This window comes from Gemmobacter fulvus, assembly GCF_018798885.1.
Classification (GTDB): domain Bacteria; phylum Pseudomonadota; class Alphaproteobacteria; order Rhodobacterales; family Rhodobacteraceae; genus Gemmobacter; species Gemmobacter fulvus.
On sequence record NZ_CP076361.1, the window covers coordinates 558,454 to 576,146 of the forward strand.

Below are 17,693 nucleotides of genomic sequence, written 5' to 3' on the forward strand. Positions count from 1 at the left end.
GCATCCGGCCCCGGCTTCCTTTTTCACAGGAACCTCGATAAACCCGTGCAAAGCAACTGTTTTCAGGAGGTCCAATGGCTGCGCTGCGTTCCGTCTGTGTCTTTTGCGGCTCGCGCCCCGGCGTGCGCCCGGCCTATGTCCATGCCGCACGCGAGACGGGCACCATGCTTGCCGCCGAAGGCTGGCGTCTGGTCTATGGCGCGGGCGATGTGGGGCTGATGGGCGAAACCGCCCGTGCCGCCATGGCCGCAGGGGCCAAGACCATGGGCGTCATCCCGACGCATCTGATGGGGCGCGAGGTCGGCAAACGCGATCTTACGCAACTGGTGATCACCGAAGACATGCACGAGCGCAAGAAGGTCATGTTCATGAACTCGGATGCGATCGTAGTGCTGCCCGGCGGCGCAGGCTCGCTGGACGAGTTTTTCGAAGTGGTGACATGGGCGCAGATCGGCCTGCACCGCAAGCCGATTTTCCTTTTGAACACCGAAGGCTACTGGACACCGCTGAACGCCTTGATCGATCATGTGATCGCCGAAGGCTTTGCCGCAGATAGCCTCAAGATTCAGTTCAGCACCGTGGCCGATGTGCCCGCGCTGACCGAGGCCCTGCGCGCCGCCCTGTCCTGACGCAGCGCCTCGAAGGTATAAAGTGCCAGCCCTGCCCAGATCAGGCCAAAGGCCGCCGCATGCCAGCGGGTGAAGGGTTCGGCAAAGACCAGCGTTGCGCAGAGAAACTGCCCGGTGGGGTTGAGGTATTGCACCACCCCCACCGTCGCCATGCGCACCCGTGCCGTGGCATAGGTGAACAGCATCAACGGCCCGGCAGTCAGCACGCCCGAAAACACCAGCAGCAGCGCCGTGGCGGGATCATCGAAGAAATGCCCGCCCGACCGCCCAAATTCCTGCACCTGCCCGCTGCCCGTCAAGCCCAGCCAGATCAGCGCGAGGGGCACAAGCACCAGCACCTCGGCGGTGACCGAGGGCACCGGTGAGGCCCCCAGCCGCTTTTTCACCAGCCCATAGAGCCCGAAGGTCAGCGCAATCGCCAGCGCGATCCACGGTGCCACGCGCAGTCCCACCGTCAGCACCAGCACCGCAAGGGCTGCCAGCAGAACCGCCAGCGCCTGCCCCCGGCTCAGCCGCTCGCCAAATGCCAGAACGCCGATCAGCACCGCCACCAGCGGAAAGATGTAGTAGCCCATCGACGCCTCGACCGTATGACCCGCCTGCACCGAAAAGATGAACAGGAACCAGTTGGCCGAGATCATCAGCGCCGCAAAGCCCACCAGAAGCAGCGCCCGCCCGCGCAACAGGCGCGGCAAGCTGCCCAACTGCCCCTGCATCGCCAACACGGCGGTAAAGATCACCGCCGACCAGAGGGTGCGATGGCTCAACACCTCCAGTGGCGGCACATGGGACAGCTGTTTGTAAAACAGCGGCGAGGCGCCCCAGATCACCGCGGCCACCACCATGGCCCAGACACCCTTTGTTGCAGCACTCATGCCCCTGCCCCCCAATCCGGATACGCCCTTTCTGGCGCAAAGCCGGGATGGGGGAAAGGGTGTGTGAGGTCCGGGCGGCTCAGTGCGGGCGGGCGAGTTCCGCGCAGACCAGATCCGCGATGCGCGGCAGGCTGTGCCCGGTCAGCGTCTTGTCCATTTCGGCCACAAGGCGCTGTGACACCGCATCGCAGCGCGCCGCCCGAAACGCCCCCAGCACCTGCGGCGGGGCGGCAAAGATCAGCTGGTCAAACCGCCCGTCCCGCGCCGCCGTGCCCAGCCGGTCCGCCAGATCGCTGACCATGCGGTCTGCGCCCAGCCGCGCCAGATCGGTCTGCGCCATCGCCGAGCGCTGCCCCGGCCCCGGATCCGGCATCCGGCCCGGCTTGTCGGTGGCCTCCATCACCTCGGCCTGCATCTGTGCCACCTGCCGCAATTGCGGCGATTGCGCATCGCCCATGTTTTCCAACACCATCGCGCGGCTTGCATCCGCCACCACGACCCATGCGCCTTTTGCCAGAAATGCCATTCCGTCCTCCTTGCAGCGGCCCGCCGGTCCGGCCAGCCCTCCCTTATGAAATGGGGTGCCCCGCCCCGGATGCCAGAGCTGGCCCACGCCGCGCTGCCGGATGCGCAAAGGCCCGCCCGGAGAACCGGGCGGGCCTTGCGGTTTTCTGCCGATGGCAGAAAAATCAAGCAGTTGCAGGATCAGAGTTTGGCTGCGACCGCATCCCAGTTGACCAGCTTTTCAAGGAAGTTGGTCAGGTAGGCCGGGCGCTTGTTGCGGAAGTCGATGTAGTAGGAATGTTCCCACACATCGCAGCCGAGCAGCGCGGTCTGACCAAAGCACAGCGGGTTCACGCCGTTTTCGGTCTTGGTGACTTTCAGCGCGCCATCCGCATCCTTCACCAGCCATGCCCAGCCCGAACCGAACTGGCCCGCACCTGCGGCAGCGAAATCTTCCTTGAACTTGGCGACCGAACCGAACGATTCGACCAGCGCCTTTTCCAGCACGCCGGGGATCTTCTTGTCTTCGCCCGGCCCCATCACTTCCCAGAACAGGTTGTGATTCCAGTGCTGCGAGGCATTGTTGAAAATGCCGTTCTGGGCAACCGCGCCCGCAGCATAGGTGCCTTTGACGATCTCTTCGAGGGACTTGTTCTCCCACTCGGTGCCTGCAATCAGCTTGTTGCCATTGTCGACATAGGCCTTGTGGTGCAGGTCGTGGTGGTATTCCAGCGTCTCTTTCGACATGCCAAGAGCCGCCAGCGCATCATGTGCGTAGGGCAGATCGGGAAGGGTGAAAGCCATGGGTGTCTCTCCTCTTCGGAATGATTTCCGTTGCTGTCAATAAGGCCCCCGAGACCGCCAAGGTCAAGAGGCGCGAGGGCATTTCCTGACAAAACCCCTCTGCCGCTTCGCGCGGGTCGACAGGCGCATGGGCTGGGGCGGCGGCATGGCGCCGACGCGCCCCGCCTCGTTTATTTGCGCTTGAGCGGCGAGCATTTGCCGCGGGCCGTGTCGCGATTGTCATACCCCAGTGGCGTGGCTGAAATGCGCAGCTCTCGCGTCGCGGTCATGAAGGTCGCTGAATATTTCACGACGCCCCGTTTTGCACTCGCCCCTTTGGTATTGAGGCTCCAGCCAAAGGACAGACTGTCGGCTGTGCTTTTGGAGACACTTGCCTCGATAGGGGCGCCGGTAAAGTGTTGGATAATCCCATCCAGAACGAGAACGCGGTTCGTTTCGGCATCATGGATCACAAGAATATCAGATTCGATCCAGGATTTTTGGGGCACGTTCTTTTGAACACAGTGCCATTGCTGCGGCGCGGCATAGGCCGCAGCACACGGAAAAAGTGCAATGCCGGCAACAAGGGCGGCACGCGTAACACGCTTGAAAGTCAACATGATCTCCACAAAAAAGACGATACTCTCCGTCAGAGGAGTGCATCGCCCTTTTGCAGAAATGTCAACCCATGGGAGAATGGCCATGGGAGAATGGCCCCAGGCGATTGGATCAGAACAGCGTGCTGCCCTTCTGCGCCGAATGGCTGAGCAGGCCCATCACATAGGCCGCGACCGACCGGAAACAGACCAGCGTGAAACCGCCATCCTCGGCCCAGAAGGCCGCCGCCACCTGTGCCGTGCGCGACCGACGCAACTCGCCGGGTTCCAGCGTGGCGAAATCGACCGGGGCCAGTTTCATCAGCACTTGCTCCGCCTGTGGCCCCTCGATGCGGAACACCGCACGGGCGTCCGACACATCGACCGCAAGGTGATGCTGCCCGGCCAGCTTTTCGGCCAGCAGCGCCAGCGTCGCCGCCACATGCGCATAGGGCACCACCAGCAGATATTCGTCCGGCGACATCCAGCCCGCCGCCTTGTCACCCACGCGCAGGATGCGGCGCTGGGCGGGCAGCGCACAGCCGGTGGCGGCCGCGACCGCCTCGGCCAGCCCGACCACATCCGGCTTGGCGCGCAGCGTGATCATGCCCAGTGGGCCGATCTCGCGCACCTGGGCGAAGCCGTCAAAGCTTGCGCCCTCAAGGGCACTGACAACCTTAGACATTCTGCTTTTCCCCATCCTTGTCATAGAACACCGGATCGACAATCTTGACCTGCATCAGGCTGCCATCCAGACGCGTCATCTCGATCGTCTCGCCCAGACGGCTCATGCCGCCCTTGACCAGACCCATGGCAATGCCCCGCTTTAGCGTCGGCGAATAATAGGTCGAGGTGATGCGCCCCTGCGTGTTGCGCTGACCATTGGCATTCAGCCCCGCCGCCACGGCATAAGACCCGTCCGGGATCACCGATCCGTCCAGCGCCTCCAGCCCGACCAGTTTCCAGCGATCCGGGCTGGCAAGGAAGGGCCGTTCCTGACCGCGCTTGCCAAGGAAATCGTCTTTCTTCTTGGAAATCGCCCAGCCGAGGTTCAGGTCTTGCGGGATCACCGTGCCATCGGTTTCGTCGCCGATCATGATGAAGCCCTTTTCGGCCCGCATGATGTGCAGCGCCTCGGTGCCATAGGGCATCACGCCGAATTCGGCCCCCGCCGCCGTCAGCGCATCCCAGAAGGCGCGGCCTTCGCTGGCAGGCACCGCGATCTCATAGGACAGCTCGCCCGAGAACGAGATGCGATAGACCCGCGCGTTGAAGCCGCCCAGCGTGCCATCCGCCCATTGCATGAAGGGCAGCGTCTCTTTGGACACATCCATTCCGCCCAAGCGTTCCAGCACCTTGCGGGCATTGGGGCCCACCACGGCGATCTGCGCATATTGCTCGGTCACATTGGCGGTATAGACCTGCCAATCCCACCATTCGCATTGCAGCCAGTCTTCCATCCAGCCGTGGATCCGGTCTGCCCCGCCCGAGGTGGTGTGGCAGAGCCAGGTATCGGCGTCGATCCGCGCCACCACGCCGTCATCGGACAGGAATCCCTGTTCGTTGCACATCAGGCCATAGCGGCATTTGCCGATCCCGAGGTTCGACATGACATTGGTATAGAGCATGTCGAGGAACTTGCCCGCATCGGGGCCCTTGACGATGATCTTGCCGAGGGTCGAGGCATCGAGCAGGCCCAGATTGCTGCGGGTATTGATCACCTCGCGGTGCACCGCCTGTTCATGCGTCTCGCCGGGGCGCGGGAAGCAATAGGGGCGACGCCACAGGCCCACCGGCTCGAAATAGGCATTGGCCGCTTCGTGCCGGTCATGGATCGGCGTCTTGCGCAGCGGCTGGAAGATGTCGCCACGCGACTCGCCTGCCAGTGCGCCGAACGGCACAGGCGTATAGGGCGGGCGGAAGGTCGTTGTGCCCACCTGCGGGATCGCGGTGTTCAGACTGTCGGCCAGAACGGCCAGACCGTTGATATTGCTCAGCTTGCCCTGATCGGTCGCCATGCCGAGCGTGGTATAGCGCTTGGTATGCTCAACGCTGCTGTAACCTTCGCGCGCCGCCAACTGCACGTCCGAAACCTTGACGTCATTCTGGTAGTCGAGCCACATCTTCATGCGCAGCGCGGGCGGTGCCCCCTGCGGCATGATCCAGACCGGCTCCATCGCGGCCTCTTGCGGCGCGGTGGCGCCCGGTGCGCCCTCGCCGCCGACGGCAGCGGTGGCATCGGCCAGCACTGCTGCCGGATGCAGCACCCCCGAGGCGCAGCCTGCCGTTACCACCATGGCGGATCCGTCATGGTTCAGCGGCGGGCGGGCCGGATCGGGGGCAAAATGCGCCTGATCGGCGTCCCAGTTCAGCTTGCCGCCGCAATGGCTCCACAAATGCACCACCGGCGACCAGCCGCCCGACATGGCGACGGCATCACAGGCGATTTCTTCCAGCACAGCCCCCTGCCCGGCCTGCGCACAGATCGCAACGCCGGTCACCCGCTTGCCGCCCTTGACCGAGGCGATGCCACGCCCGGCCTCGACCCGGATGCCAAGCGCCCGCGCCCGGGCCGGCAGATCGCCGGTCACCGAGGCCCGCGCATCAAGGATCACCGGAACCTCAAGCCCCGCCTCTTTCAGCGCAATGGCGGTGCGATAGGCATCGTCATTGTTGGTGACGACCACCGTGCGGTCGCCGGGGCTGACAGCATAGTTCACCACATAGTCGCGCATGGCCGCTGCCAGCATCACGCCCGGAATGTCATTGCCCGCGAAGGACAGCGGACGCTCGATTGCGCCCGTCGCTGCAATGATCTGGCCGGTGCGGATGCGCCACAGGCGGTGGCGCGGCTGGCCGTCGCCCGGCGTGTGATCGGCGATCTTTTCATCCGCCAGCACATAGCCATGGTCATAAGAGCCCGCCGCCATGCAGCGCAGCCGCAGGGTGACATTTTTCATGCTCTCAAGGGCTTGCACGGCGTTCTTCACCCAGGTGTCAGCGGGTTTGCCGTCAATCTCCACGTCGTCGACAGGCGCGCGCCCGCCCCAATGGGCGGTCTGTTCCATCAGCCAGACCCGTTTGCCTGCGGCCCCGGCGACCAGTGCGGCCTGCAATCCGGCAATGCCGCCGCCGACGATCAGCAGATCGCAGAAGGCATAGGCATGTTCATAACGATCCGCGTCGCGATCTTTCGGCACCTTGCCCAAACCCGCCGACTGGCGGATGATCGGTTCAAACACGTGTTTCCACGCGGCACGCGGATGGATGAAGGTCTTGTAATAGAACCCGGCAGGCAGGAAGCGCGCGACGTAATTGTTGGCCACGCCTACGTCGAATTCGAGGCTCGGCCAATGGTTCTGCGAGGTGCAGGTGAGGCCATCGAACAATTCGGTCGTGGTGGTGCGCTGGTTCGGCTCGAACCGGCCGCCCTCGCCCATGTTCACCAGCGCGTTCGGCTCTTCGGCGCCGCTGGCCACGATGCCGCGCGGGCGGTGATATTTGAACGAGCGGCCAACCAGCATCTGGTCATTGGCCAGCAACGCCGCCGCCAGCGTATCGCCGGAAAAGCCGCGCAGCCGTTTGCCGTTGAAGGTGAAGTCATGGGCGGTGGAGCGGTCGATCAGACGGCCACCTTTTGCAAGACGGGTGCTCATTTGTACCCCTTCCAGTCCGGCCGTTTGGCCTTGATCTTTGCGACGATATCGGCGGGCGGCTCGCCCGATTGCGCGGGATAGGTGCCGAACACTTCGAGCGTGGCGGTGCAGCGCGCGGCCAGAAACCACTTGCCGCAGCCATAGGCATGGCGCCAGCGTTCGAAATGCACGCCCTTGGGGTTCTTGCGCGCGAACATGTAATCCTCGAACTCCGCATCCGAGGAGCCGGGGCCGAACCGTTTCAGATGCGCCTCGTATCCCGGGGCCAGTTCGGTTTCTTCGGCCTTCACGCCGCAATAGGGGCATTCAAGGATCAGCATGTCCGGGCCTCGTGCTTGCGGAGACCCCGGGGGCGCTGCCCCCGGTCCCCCGGGATATTTTTGCCAATGTGAAACTGCATGTCAGTGCGCCACCCCGGCAGCGACCGACTCGTCGATGAAGCGGCCTTCGCGGAAGCGGGTCATGTTGAATTCGGCGGCCAGCGGCCCCGGTTCGCCCTTGGCCATCAGATCGGCCATCGCCCAGCCCGAGCCGGGGATCGCCTTGAAGCCGCCGGTGCCCCAGCCGCAGTTGATGAAGCAATTGCCCAGCGGGGTTTTCGAGATGATGGGCGAGCGGTCACCGGTCATGTCGACGATGCCGCCCCATTGACGCAGCATTTTCAGCCGCGAGATCATCGGGAAGGTTTCGATCAGGGCGCGCAGGGTTTCCTCGATATGGTGGAAGCTGCCGCGCTGGGTGAAGTTGTTGAACCCGTCGGTGCCGCCGCCGATCACCATCTCGCCCTTGTCTGATTGCGACATGTAGCCATGCACGGTGTTGGCCATCACCACCACATCCATGCAGGGTTTGATCGGCTCGGACACCAGCGCCTGCAGCGCCACCGCCTCGACCGGCAGGCGGAAGCCCGCCATATCGGCCACCTGCCCCGAATGGCCGGCGACGACGATGCCCAGTTTTTTGGTGCCGATATGGCCTTTGGTGGTGTCGACGCCGACAACGCGGCCGTTTTCCGAGCGCACGCCGGTCACTTCGCATTGCTGGATGATGTCCATGCCCATGGCCGAACAGGCGCGGGCATAACCCCAGGCCACGGCATCATGCCGCGCCGTGCCGCCGCGCGCCTGATAGAGCGCGCCGAGAATCGGATAGCGCGGGCCGTCGATATTGATGATCGGCACCAGCTCTTTCACCCGTTCCGGCGAAATCCACGAGGTTTCAACGCCTTGCAGGTTGTTGGCATGGACGGTGCGCAGATAGCCGCGCACCTCGTGATGGGTCTGTGCCAGCATCAACAGGCCACGCGGGCTGAACATCACGTTGTAGTTCAGATCCTGGCTCATCGTCTCGTAGAGGCTGCGCGCCTTTTCGTAGATCGCCGCCGAGGGATCCTGCAGATAGTTCGAGCGGATGATCGTGGTGTTGCGCCCGGTATTGCCGCCGCCGAGCCAACCCTTTTCGATCACGGCGACATTGGTGATGCCATGGTTCTTGCCAAGGTAATAGGCTGTGGCAAGGCCATGCCCCCCAGCGCCGATGATCACGGCATCATAAGAGGCTTTGGGCGCGGGCGAGGCCCAGGCCTTTTCCCATCCCTGATGGTAGCGCAGCGCCTCGCGGGCGATGGCGAAAACCGAATAGCGTTTCATGAGCTTGGTCCAACTCCCGTTCGGGTATGCGGTATCTATGGGACAAGCCGCAAAATGATCCGCCGCGCGCAGCGGCACAATCGGGAAAATTGCGACATCACGTCGAAAAGAGCGGCGGCCTGCGACGCCAAGGCCCTTTTGCCGACGGGCCTGAGCCGCTACATGGGGGCAACAGGCTTGGCGAAGAGGGCGCGAATGGGGTGGTTTTGGCTGACGGCGGGGGCCTTGGTGCTGGCATCGGCGGTGGCGCTGATGCGCGGGCTGCGGCGCGGGCGCGCGGCCCCGGCGCCGGGCGCGCAGGACATGCAGGTCTATCGAGATCAGCTTGCCGAGATCGAGCGCGACATGGCGCGCGGGGTGATTGCCGCCGAAGAGGCGGCGCGGCTGCGCACCGAAGTGTCGCGCCGGATTCTGGAGGCCGACCGGATGGTGCAGGCCGGGGCCGGTGGCACGGATCGCAGCACGACGGGGCCTGCCCTGCTGCTGCCTGCGCTGCTGGTGATCGCAGTGCTGGCCGGGGGGGCGGCGCTCTATTGGCGGTTAGGGGCGCCGGGCTATCCCGACATGCCGCTGGCCGAGCGGATTGCCATGGCCGAGACGCTGCGCAGCACCCGCCCCGATCAGGCCAAGGCCGAGGTCGGTCTGCCCGCTGCCGTGCCGCCCGAAGGGGTGGATGCCGAATTCCTTGCGCTGATGGATAAGCTGCGTGCCGCCGTCCGCGACCGGCCCGGCGATGTACAGGGCCAGCGCCTGCTGGCGCAGAACGAGGCGCGGCTGGGCAATTTTGCGGCGGCCCATGCGGCACAGGCGCAGGTGATTGCGCTGAGCGGGGCGGCGGCGACGGCCGAGGATCACGCGGCGCTGGCCGAGCTGCTGGTCTTTGCGGCGGGCGGCTATGTCTCGCCCGAGGCGGAGGCCACGCTGACCGAAGCGCTGCGCCGCGATCCGCAGAATGGCACCGCGCGCTATTATTCCGGGCTGATGTTTGCGCAGACCGGGCGGCCCGACCGGGCCTTCCGGCTGTGGCGGGATCTGCTTGAGAGCAGCCCGCCCGATGCGCCCTGGGTCGCGGCGATCCGGGCGCAGATCGGTGATCTTTCGGTGCGGGCCGGGGTGCGTTATAGTCCCGCCCCCCAGCCGGGGCTGGCCGGGCCGTCGGCGGCAGATATGGAGGCCGCGGCGGGCATGGCAACCGAGGACCGTGCCGCGATGATCGAAGGCATGGTGGCGCAGCTGAACGACCGGCTGGCGACCGAGGGCGGCACGGCGGCGGAATGGGCGCAGCTGATCGGTGCCTATGGTGTGCTGGGCCAGACCGAGCGCGCCCGCGAGATCTGGGCCGAGGCGCAGGGCCGGTTTGCCGCGCGGCCCGAGGATCTGGCGGTTGTGCGGACTGCCGCCGAAGCGGCGGGGGTTGCGCCATGAGTTTTGAACGTGCCGAAGATTTCGTCGGCCTGCTGCCGCCGATGCAGCCGATTGCGGGCCTTGATTTCGGCGACAAGACCATCGGGATCGCGGTGTCGGATGTGCTGCGCGGCGTTGCCACGCCGCTCCTGACCATTCGCCGGGTCAAGTTCACCACCGATGCCGAGGCCCTGCTGAAGATCGTAGCTGATCGGCGGATCTGTGGGCTGGTTCTGGGCCTGCCCCGCAACATGGACGGATCGGAGGGGCCGCGCGCGCAGGCCACCCGCGCCTTTGCGCGCAATCTGTCGCGGCTGTCGCCGCTGCCGCTGATGTTCTGGGACGAGCGATTGTCGACCGTGGCCGCCGAACGGGTGCTGATCGCGGCGGATACGTCACGCAAACGTCGCTCTGAGGTGATCGATCAGGTGGCCGCCGGGTTTATCCTGCAAGGAGCGCTGGACCGGATGGCGCATCTGCGGCGGAGCCAGGCCGATGAATGACGATCTGTGGAAACGCAACGAGGTGGAGAGCCCCTGCGTGAAACTGTGCTCGGTGCATCCGGTGGAGCGCATCTGCGTCGGCTGCCGCCGCACGCTCGAAGAGATCGGTGCCTGGTCGCGCATGACCCCCGAAGCCCGGCGCGCGGTGATGGCGGAGCTGCCGGGCCGGGCGGCGCGGCTGAGCAAGCGGCGCGGCGGGCGGATGGGGCGGCTGGAGGGGCAGTGACCCTAGGGGCGCGGTGACGTATTGCCCTTGATCGACCGTTGTGGGGGCGGTGGCCGGGGCCTGCGGCTCGGATATTTTTACCAAGATGAAATGTGCAGCGTCAGAGCTGGTTGGGTCGCGTCAGGGTTGGGTCAGCCAGTCGGCGACGCGGGGCAGCTCGGGGCGGAAATAGGCGATGATGCGGCCTTCGGGCGGGGCGGCGGCCCCGTCTTGCCAAGGTGCTACGCCATGCAGGGTCAGCCGGTGCAGCAGCGTGGCCTCGCCCGGGCGGGCGGGCAGCAGGATGCGGCGGCAGGTCTCGAAACAGGTTTTGCGGGCTGTGGTATAAGCGGCGGTGATGTCGATCTGGCCCCAGACATCGGGTGGGTGCGGGGCCAGCGCCGCGCGCAGGGCGGTTTGCAGGATCTGGTGGCTGCCCTCCCACACCGTCAAGGGCGATGCGCCCTCGTCGCAGGCGGTGAGCGGCAGTCCGACAATCCAGCCATGTGGTTCGGCGATGCGGCGCGCGCCGTCCAGCCCGGCGATCAGCCCATCGAGATGCGCGGCATCGCGGTTGCGGCGAAAGGCGAAGGCTGCCGCCGTTTCGCTGTCGGAGGGCTGTGGATAGCCGGGCCGGATGGTGGAGAGCTGCCCGCGGTGCAGCGGTTCGGCGGCAAGTCCAAGCGCGGCCCAAGGGAAGGCCGTGCCGGATATGCTGCCATCGGGCGCATTGGGCAGGGCATCGACACCGACGAACCAGGTGCCGCCACAGCGCCAGGGCTCGGCGCTGTCGGCCAGCACCTGCCGCGCGATGGGCAGGGCCGCGGCGGCCCAGGCGGCAATCGCCGGATCCGGGCCGATGCGCTGCCAGCCCGCCGCATTTACCATCCGGCGACCTTGCGCAGCATGTTCAGCGCCACCACGATCAGGAACAGCGCAAAGGCGCGTTTCAGCGGTTTGGGGTTCATCGCATGGGCCAGCCGCACGCCGTAAGGGGTGGTCAGCAGCGTCATCGCCACGATCACCACGAAGGCGGGCAGGTTGACCGCGCCGAGGCTGTAAGGTGGCGCGCCCTCGACCGGCATCAGCAGGAAGCCGATGGCCGATGGCACCGCGATGATCAGCCCGAAGCCCGAGGCCGTGGCCACCGCACGATGAATCGGCATGGCATAAAGCGTCATCATCGGCACGCCGAAGGTGCCGCCGCCGATGCCCATCAGCACCGACAGAAGGCCCAGCCCGCCGCCGAGCGCCCAGCGTTTGCCGCCGGTCGGCATGGTCTCACCCAATCGCCATTCGGGTCGGCCAAAGGCCATATAGGCCCCGGCGATCAGGCCGAGCGTGCCGAACACCGCCTGCAATGTCACCGATTTAAGCTGTGTCGCCAGCAGGAAGCCCAGCACTGCCCCGCCGCCGATGGCCGGGGCCCAGCCGCGCAGCACCGCCCAATCCACCGCGCCCTTGCGGTTATGCGCATTCACCGAGCGCATCGCCGTGGCCATGATCGTGGCCAGCGACGTGCCGAGGCAGACCTGCATCAGCTGCGGCCCGTCATAGCCGAGATGCGAGAAGGTGTAGAAAAACGCGGGCACCAGCACGATGCCGCCCCCGACCCCCAGCAATCCGGCAATCACCCCCGCAAAGCCGCCGATCACGATCAGCAACACAAGCATGGGCAGCAGGCTCAGAACATCCGGCATGGCACGACCTTTCATCGGTTTGCCCAAGGCTTAGCGCGGCTCTGCCGCCTCGGCCAGTGGTGGATTGTCGCCGCAGTGCGGAAAGGTTAGTCTCTGCCGCAACATCAGATCTGGTTTCCGAGGTTTCCCCATGTCGACTTCCCTTTTGCGCCCGGCGCTTGTGCTGGGCCTGCTGTCTGCCGTGGGGCCGTTTGCGATTGACATGTATCTGCCCGCCATGCCCGCCATCGGCGCGGATCTGGGCGCATCGGTGCCTGCGATGCAGGGCACGATCATCAGCTATTTCATTGCTTTCGGTCTGGCGCAGCTGATCTATGGCCCCTGGGCCGATCAGGCCGGGCGCAAGCTGCCGCTGTATGTGGGGCTCACGATCTTTCTGATCGGCTCGGTGCTGTGCACGATTGCGCCGACCACCGGCACGCTGATTTCCGGGCGCTTCGTACAGGGGCTGGGCGGGGCGGCGGTCATGGTGGTGCCGCGCGCAGTGATCCGCGACATGCACACCGGGCATGACGCCACGCGCATGATGGCGGCCATCATGCTGGTGATTTCGATTTCGCCCTTCCTTGCGCCGATGGCGGGAGCAGGCCTGATGGCGATTGCCGACTGGCGCGCGATTTTCGGCGTGCTGGTGCTGGCCTCGCTGGCCAGCCTTGCGATGACCCGGCTGATGCTGGCCGAAACCTTGCCGGTGGCAGAGCGGCAGCCGGTGTCGATTGCCGCCCTGCGCACGGGCACCGTCAAGCTGATGACCCATCGCGGGTTTCTGGCGCTGACCTTCCTCGGCGGTTTTGCGATGGCGAGCTTTTTTGTGTTCATCGCCTCGGCCTCCTTCGTCTATTCCAGCGCCTTTGGCCTGACGCCCACGCAGTTTTCGTTGGCCTTTGCCGTCAATGCGCTGGGGTTCTTTTCGGCCTCGCAACTGGCGGCGCGGCTGGGGCTGCGCTTTGGGGCGCAGGCGGTGATGGTGCGCGCCACCTTTGGCTTTGCCGTCTTTACCGTTGGGCTGTTCGCGCTGGGGCTGGCCGGGGCGGCCAATCTCTGGGTTACGATTGCCGGGCTGTTTCTGGCCAATGCCTGCCTTGGGCTGGTGATCCCCACCGCGATGGTGATGGCGCTTGAGGAACATGGCGAGATTGCGGGCCTTGCCTCGTCACTGGGTGGCACCTTGCAGATGGTGGCGGGTGGCGCGATGATCGCCGCCGCCGCGCCGTTCTTTGATGGCACCGTCCTGCCGATGCTGGCGGCGATTGCGCTCTGCGGGGTTCTGGCGCTGGTTCTCAGCCGTGTTGTGGCGCGGCTGCCTGAGGTTCAGGCCCCGGCCTGATCCGCGATGCGGCCCTGCACTTCGGCTAGGGCCGCGTCGATCAGATCCAGACTGGCACCGGGGCGCGCCACGCCTTCGGACAGCACCCGCCGCCAGTGCCGCCCGCCCGGACGCCCGGTGAACAGGCCCAGCATATGACGGGTGATCTGGTGCATCCGCCCGCCATCAGCCAGATGGGCGGCGATATAGGGGCGCATCGCGGCGACGACGGCAAAGGCATCGGGCGCATGGCTGTCGCCCCAGAGCGCGTCGGCCCCGATCAGGCTGTTGCCCGGATCGTGATAGGCCGCGCGCCCGATCATCACCCCGTCAAGCCCTTGATCCAGCAGCTCTTTTGCCTGATCCAGCGTCGCCACCCCGCCATTGAGGCAGAGCGTCAGCTCTGGAAACTCCTGCTTCATCCGCAGGACCAGCGGATAATCCAGCGGCGGGATCTCGCGGTTTTCCTTGGGGCTGAGCCCTTGCAGCCAGGCCTTGCGCGCATGGATAATGATATGGCGCACCCCTGCCCCGGCGAGCGTTTCGATGAAGCGCGGCAGGATCTCGGCCGGCTCCTGATCATCCACGCCGATGCGGCATTTCACCGTCACCGGCACATCGGTTTCGGCCTGCATTGCGGCCACACAGTCGGCCACCAGCGCGGGCCGCTCCATCAGCACCGCGCCAAAACAGCCCGATTGCACCCGGTCTGACGGGCAGCCGCAGTTCAGGTTGATCTCGTCATAGCGCCAGTCCCGCGCGATGGCGGTCGCCTGCGCCAGCTCGCGCGGGTCCGAGCCGCCAAGCTGCAAGGCAATCGGATGTTCGGCATCGCTGTAATTGAGCAGCCGTGGCTTTGGCCCATGAATGATGGCGGGCGCAGTGACCATCTCGGTATAGAGCATCGCACGCCGTGTCATCAGCCGGTGAAAATACCGGCAATGACGATCCGTCCAGTCCATCATCGGTGCAACGGACAGCCGGTGGCTGCCGACATCTTTGGGGGCTTCGGTCATGGTCATCGGGTCCGGCGGTCATTGGGGGCGGGCCTGGGCGGCCCGTTCCGGCCTCATGTAGGGCCGTGGGCGCGGCGTGGCAACCGCCTGTCTGCCACACCGCCCCCGAGCGGCCCCCAGCCGATGTCAGCCCGCCGCCATGCGGGCCGCCATCTCGCCCAGATCGCGGCTGAGGCCGGGCGTGGCCAGGATGCGGTGCAGCGCGCGCCGGATCAGCGCCTGCCGGTCGGCATCATAGCGGGGCCAGGTTTCAAAGGCGGTGGACATGCGCGCCGCCGTCTGCGGGTTTTTCGGATCGAGCCGCAGCAGCCAGTCGGCCAGCAGGTCATAGGCGACCCCATCGGCGTGATGGAAGCCCGCGTGATTGGCGCTGAGCGCGCCAATGACTGAGCGGAAGCGGTTGGGGTTCTTCCAGTCGAAATCGGGCCGCGCCGTCAGCCGCCGCACCACCGCCGCCAGATCCTGCGGCGCGGCATAAAGCACCTGCAACATGAACCATTTGTCCATCACCAGCCGGTCCGCCTGCCAGCGCGCCTCGAAGGCGGCCAGTTCGGGCGCCCCTGCCCCGATCTCCAGCAGCGCCACCAGCGCGGCAAGACTGTCGGTCATGTTATCCGCCGCCGCAAAGGCCGCCCGCGCCGCCGCACCGCCATCGCGCCGCGTCAGCAGCGCCAGTGCGGCATTGCGCAGCGCCCGCCGCCCGGCCTGCGCCGCATCCGGCGAGAACCGGCCCGGCGTCGCCATCCCGGCGATCAGGCCCGGCAGCGCGGGCGCAAGCTCTGCCGCAACCGCATCAGCCAGCGCCTGCCGCGCGGCATGCACCGCCGCCGGATCCGGCACATGCCCCGCCGCCGCCAGCGTCGCCGCCATGTCATCCTCGCCCGGCAGGCGCAGCGCAAGGGCGCGAAAAGCCGGATCCAGCCCCTCATCCAGCGCGACGCGGGCCAGCGCCGCCAGCCAGTCGCGGCTGACCGGGGCCGCATCGGTGATCATATGCGCCATCACCTCCTTGGCCAGCGCCCGTCCCGCCTCCCATTTGTTGAAAGGATCGGTGTCATGGGCCAGCAGGAAGGCGCGTTCGGCGGCAGAAACCGCCCGGTCCAGCACCACCGGGGCCGAAAACCCGCGCAGGATCGACGGCACCGGCCGCGCCGCCAGCCCCGCAAAGCGGAAGCTTTGCTGCGCCTCGGTCAGTTCCAGCACCGTGGTCGGCACCACCTCGTCGCCATTCGGGTTCAGCAAGCCCACCGCCACCGGAATCACCTTCAGCCCCTTGTGCGGCTGCCCCGGCGTGGCGGGCAGGGTCTGCGCCAAAGTCAGCGTATAGACCCCATCAGCCCAGTCGTCGCGCACCGACACCTGCGGCGTGCCCGCTTCGGTATACCAGCGTTTGAACTGCGTCAGATCGCGGCCTGTCGCATCTTCGAACACCTGCAACCAATCCTCGATGGTGGCAGCCGCGCCATCATGGCGGTCGAAATACAGATCCAGCGCCGCCTTGTAGCCCGCATCGCCGACCAGACGCTTCAACATGCCGATCACCTCGGCACCCTTTTCATAAATGGTGGCGGTGTAGAAATTGTTGATCTCCACATAGGCATCCGGGCGCACCGGATGCGCCAGCGGCCCGCCATCCTCGCGAAACTGCCGCCCGCGCAGCATCAGCACATCCTCGATCCGCTTGACGGCATGCGAGCGCATGTCGCCCGAAAACTGCTGATCGCGGAACACGGTCAGTCCCTCTTTCAGACAGAGCTGAAACCAGTCGCGGCAGGTGATGCGGTTGCCGGTCCAGTTGTGGAAATATTCATGCGCAATGATCGCCTCGATCCGGGCGAAATCCTCATCCGTCGCAGTCTCGGGGCTGGCCAGAACGTATTTGGAGTTGAAGATGTTCAGCCCCTTGTTCTCCATCGCGCCCATGTTGAAATCATCCACCGCCACGATGTTGAACACATCGAGATCATATTCGCGGCCATAGGCGGTCTCGTCCCAGCGCATCGAGCGGATCAGGCTGTCCATCGCATAGGCGCAAAAGCCCTCGTCGCCCTTGCGCACCCAGATGTTCAGCGCCACGTCGCGGCCCGACTGGGTGGTGAAACGATCGGAATGGGCCACCAGATCGCCCGCCACCAGCGCGAACAGATAGGCGGGTTTGGGCCAGGGGTCATCCCATTCGGCCCAGCCCGGCCCTGCCGCCACCGGATTGCCATTGGACAGCAGCACCGGCATGTCGGACTCGATCCGCACATGGAATCGCGCCATCACATCGGGGCGGTCGGGGTAAAAGGTGATCTTGCGAAAACCCTCGGCCTCGCATTGCGTGCAATACATGCCGCCCGACATATAGAGCCCTTCCAGCGCGGTATTGCCTGCGGGCGCAATCTCAACCTCGGTCTCCAGCACGAAGGGCGCATCGGGCAGCAGATGCGCCGGGATCGTCAGCCCGGTGGCATCGGGCTGCACCTCCAGCCGCTGCCCATCCACTGCCAGCGCGATCAGCACCAGGTTTTCGCCATCGAGCCGCAGATCCAGGCCGCTGCCCCGCACCGGATTGGGCGCCAGATGCAGCCGCGCCTGCACCCGCGTGGCCTGCGGCAACAGGCGGAAGGTCAACGCCACCCGGTCCAGCACATGGCTGTAGGGTTGATAATCGGCAAGCTTCACAGCCGTCTGTGCGGGCATTTGCGGTGCCGTCTGCGCGGGGGTCTGGGTCATGGCAGTCTCCTTCCCGGCGGAGGCTAACGCATGGGGCGGCAGGTGCAAGCGGCCGCATGTGGCGGGTTCCCGCACAGATTTGATCGGCCTGACCCGGAATTGATCCAGCCCGTGCTTGCGCCACGGGACAGAGCGCCTAAACTGATCCA

The 17,693-nt window shown here is 65.8% G+C and carries 17 protein-coding genes; 5 read left to right on the forward strand and 12 right to left on the reverse strand.

Going from position 1 to position 17,693, the window contains the following annotated elements; all coding sequences use genetic code 11:
- The first annotated feature begins 74 nt into the window (after nt 1-74).
- Complete coding sequence (locus tag KM031_RS02690) at nt 75-629, forward strand: LOG family protein (RefSeq protein WP_215503027.1); 555 nt, start codon at nt 75-77, stop codon at nt 627-629.
- Here KM031_RS02690 and rarD read toward each other — a convergent pair.
- The 8 genes from rarD to KM031_RS02730 all read right to left on the reverse strand — a co-directional run bounded on the left by rarD (nt 566) and on the right by KM031_RS02730 (nt 8,692).
- On the reverse strand, nt 566-1,504 hold the full coding sequence (gene rarD, locus KM031_RS02695; RefSeq protein WP_215503028.1) for an EamA family transporter RarD: 939 nt from the start codon (nt 1,502-1,504) through the stop codon (nt 566-568). The two genes, KM031_RS02690 and rarD, sit on opposite strands and share 64 nt — an antisense overlap.
- Nucleotides 1,505-1,583: 79 nt before the next feature.
- Entirely contained in the window at nt 1,584-2,030 is a 447-nt protein-coding gene (locus tag KM031_RS02700) for a baeRF12 domain-containing protein (protein WP_215503029.1), read from the reverse strand.
- A 179-nt stretch (nt 2,031-2,209) separates the two neighbouring features.
- Nucleotides 2,210-2,812 (reverse strand): superoxide dismutase, encoded by a 603-nt coding sequence (locus KM031_RS02705; protein ID WP_215503030.1) that lies wholly within the window; start codon nt 2,810-2,812, stop codon nt 2,210-2,212.
- A gap of 170 nt (nt 2,813-2,982) precedes the next feature.
- A complete protein-coding gene (locus KM031_RS02710; protein ID WP_215503031.1) occupies nt 2,983-3,495 on the reverse strand; it encodes a hypothetical protein in 513 nt (170 codons plus the stop codon).
- A 25-nt stretch (nt 3,496-3,520) separates the two neighbouring features.
- The gene (locus tag KM031_RS02715; RefSeq protein ID WP_215503032.1) at nt 3,521-4,072 is read right to left on the reverse strand and encodes a sarcosine oxidase subunit gamma; all 552 of its coding nucleotides are present in this window, start codon (nt 4,070-4,072) and stop codon (nt 3,521-3,523) included.
- Nucleotides 4,065-7,043 (reverse strand): sarcosine oxidase subunit alpha family protein, encoded by a 2,979-nt coding sequence (locus KM031_RS02720; RefSeq protein WP_215503033.1) that lies wholly within the window; start codon nt 7,041-7,043, stop codon nt 4,065-4,067. The genes KM031_RS02715 and KM031_RS02720 overlap by 8 nt, the downstream gene beginning before the upstream one ends.
- Nucleotides 7,040-7,363, reverse strand: a complete 324-nt coding sequence (locus KM031_RS02725; RefSeq protein ID WP_215503034.1) for a sarcosine oxidase subunit delta — start codon at nt 7,361-7,363, stop codon at nt 7,040-7,042. Before KM031_RS02725 ends, KM031_RS02720 begins: the two co-directional genes overlap by 4 nt.
- Nucleotides 7,364-7,444: 81 nt before the next feature.
- Nucleotides 7,445-8,692 carry a sarcosine oxidase subunit beta family protein gene (locus tag KM031_RS02730; RefSeq protein WP_215503035.1) on the reverse strand — a complete coding sequence of 416 codons (1,248 nt, stop codon included), beginning with the start codon at nt 8,690-8,692 and terminating at the stop codon, nt 7,445-7,447.
- A 195-nt stretch (nt 8,693-8,887) separates the two neighbouring features.
- On the opposite strand from KM031_RS02730, the gene ccmI reads away from it, so the two are divergent.
- Genes ccmI through KM031_RS02745 form a run of 3 tightly spaced genes read left to right on the forward strand, consistent with a single transcriptional unit; the run spans nt 8,888 to nt 10,825 of the window.
- Nucleotides 8,888-10,117: a c-type cytochrome biogenesis protein CcmI gene (ccmI, locus tag KM031_RS02735; RefSeq protein WP_215503036.1), complete on the forward strand. Its 1,230-nt coding sequence runs from the start codon at nt 8,888-8,890 to the stop codon at nt 10,115-10,117.
- A complete protein-coding gene (gene ruvX / locus KM031_RS02740) occupies nt 10,114-10,599 on the forward strand; it encodes a Holliday junction resolvase RuvX (RefSeq protein WP_215503037.1) in 486 nt (161 codons plus the stop codon). Before ccmI ends, ruvX begins: the two co-directional genes overlap by 4 nt.
- Nucleotides 10,592-10,825 (forward strand): DUF1289 domain-containing protein, encoded by a 234-nt coding sequence (locus KM031_RS02745; protein WP_215503038.1) that lies wholly within the window; start codon nt 10,592-10,594, stop codon nt 10,823-10,825. Before ruvX ends, KM031_RS02745 begins: the two co-directional genes overlap by 8 nt.
- Before the next feature lie 120 nt (nt 10,826-10,945).
- Here the strand turns inward: KM031_RS02745 and KM031_RS02750 are convergent, their stop codons facing one another.
- Nucleotides 10,946-11,692, reverse strand: a complete 747-nt coding sequence (locus KM031_RS02750) for a phytanoyl-CoA dioxygenase family protein (RefSeq protein WP_215503039.1) — start codon at nt 11,690-11,692, stop codon at nt 10,946-10,948.
- The gene (locus tag KM031_RS02755) at nt 11,686-12,504 is read right to left on the reverse strand and encodes a sulfite exporter TauE/SafE family protein (protein ID WP_215503909.1); all 819 of its coding nucleotides are present in this window, start codon (nt 12,502-12,504) and stop codon (nt 11,686-11,688) included. The genes KM031_RS02750 and KM031_RS02755 overlap by 7 nt, the downstream gene beginning before the upstream one ends.
- Nucleotides 12,505-12,634: 130 nt before the next feature.
- Between KM031_RS02755 and KM031_RS02760 the strand changes: the two genes are divergently transcribed.
- Nucleotides 12,635-13,831 (forward strand): multidrug effflux MFS transporter, encoded by a 1,197-nt coding sequence (locus tag KM031_RS02760; RefSeq protein WP_215503040.1) that lies wholly within the window; start codon nt 12,635-12,637, stop codon nt 13,829-13,831.
- Here KM031_RS02760 and dusA read toward each other — a convergent pair.
- Nucleotides 13,816-14,826: a tRNA dihydrouridine(20/20a) synthase DusA gene (gene dusA / locus KM031_RS02765; RefSeq protein ID WP_215503041.1), complete on the reverse strand. Its 1,011-nt coding sequence runs from the start codon at nt 14,824-14,826 to the stop codon at nt 13,816-13,818. The two genes, KM031_RS02760 and dusA, sit on opposite strands and share 16 nt — an antisense overlap.
- 126 nt (nt 14,827-14,952) lie before the next feature.
- Complete coding sequence (gene pepN, locus KM031_RS02770) at nt 14,953-17,544, reverse strand: aminopeptidase N (protein WP_246566766.1); 2,592 nt, start codon at nt 17,542-17,544, stop codon at nt 14,953-14,955.
- Nucleotides 17,545-17,693: the final 149 nt, after the last annotated feature.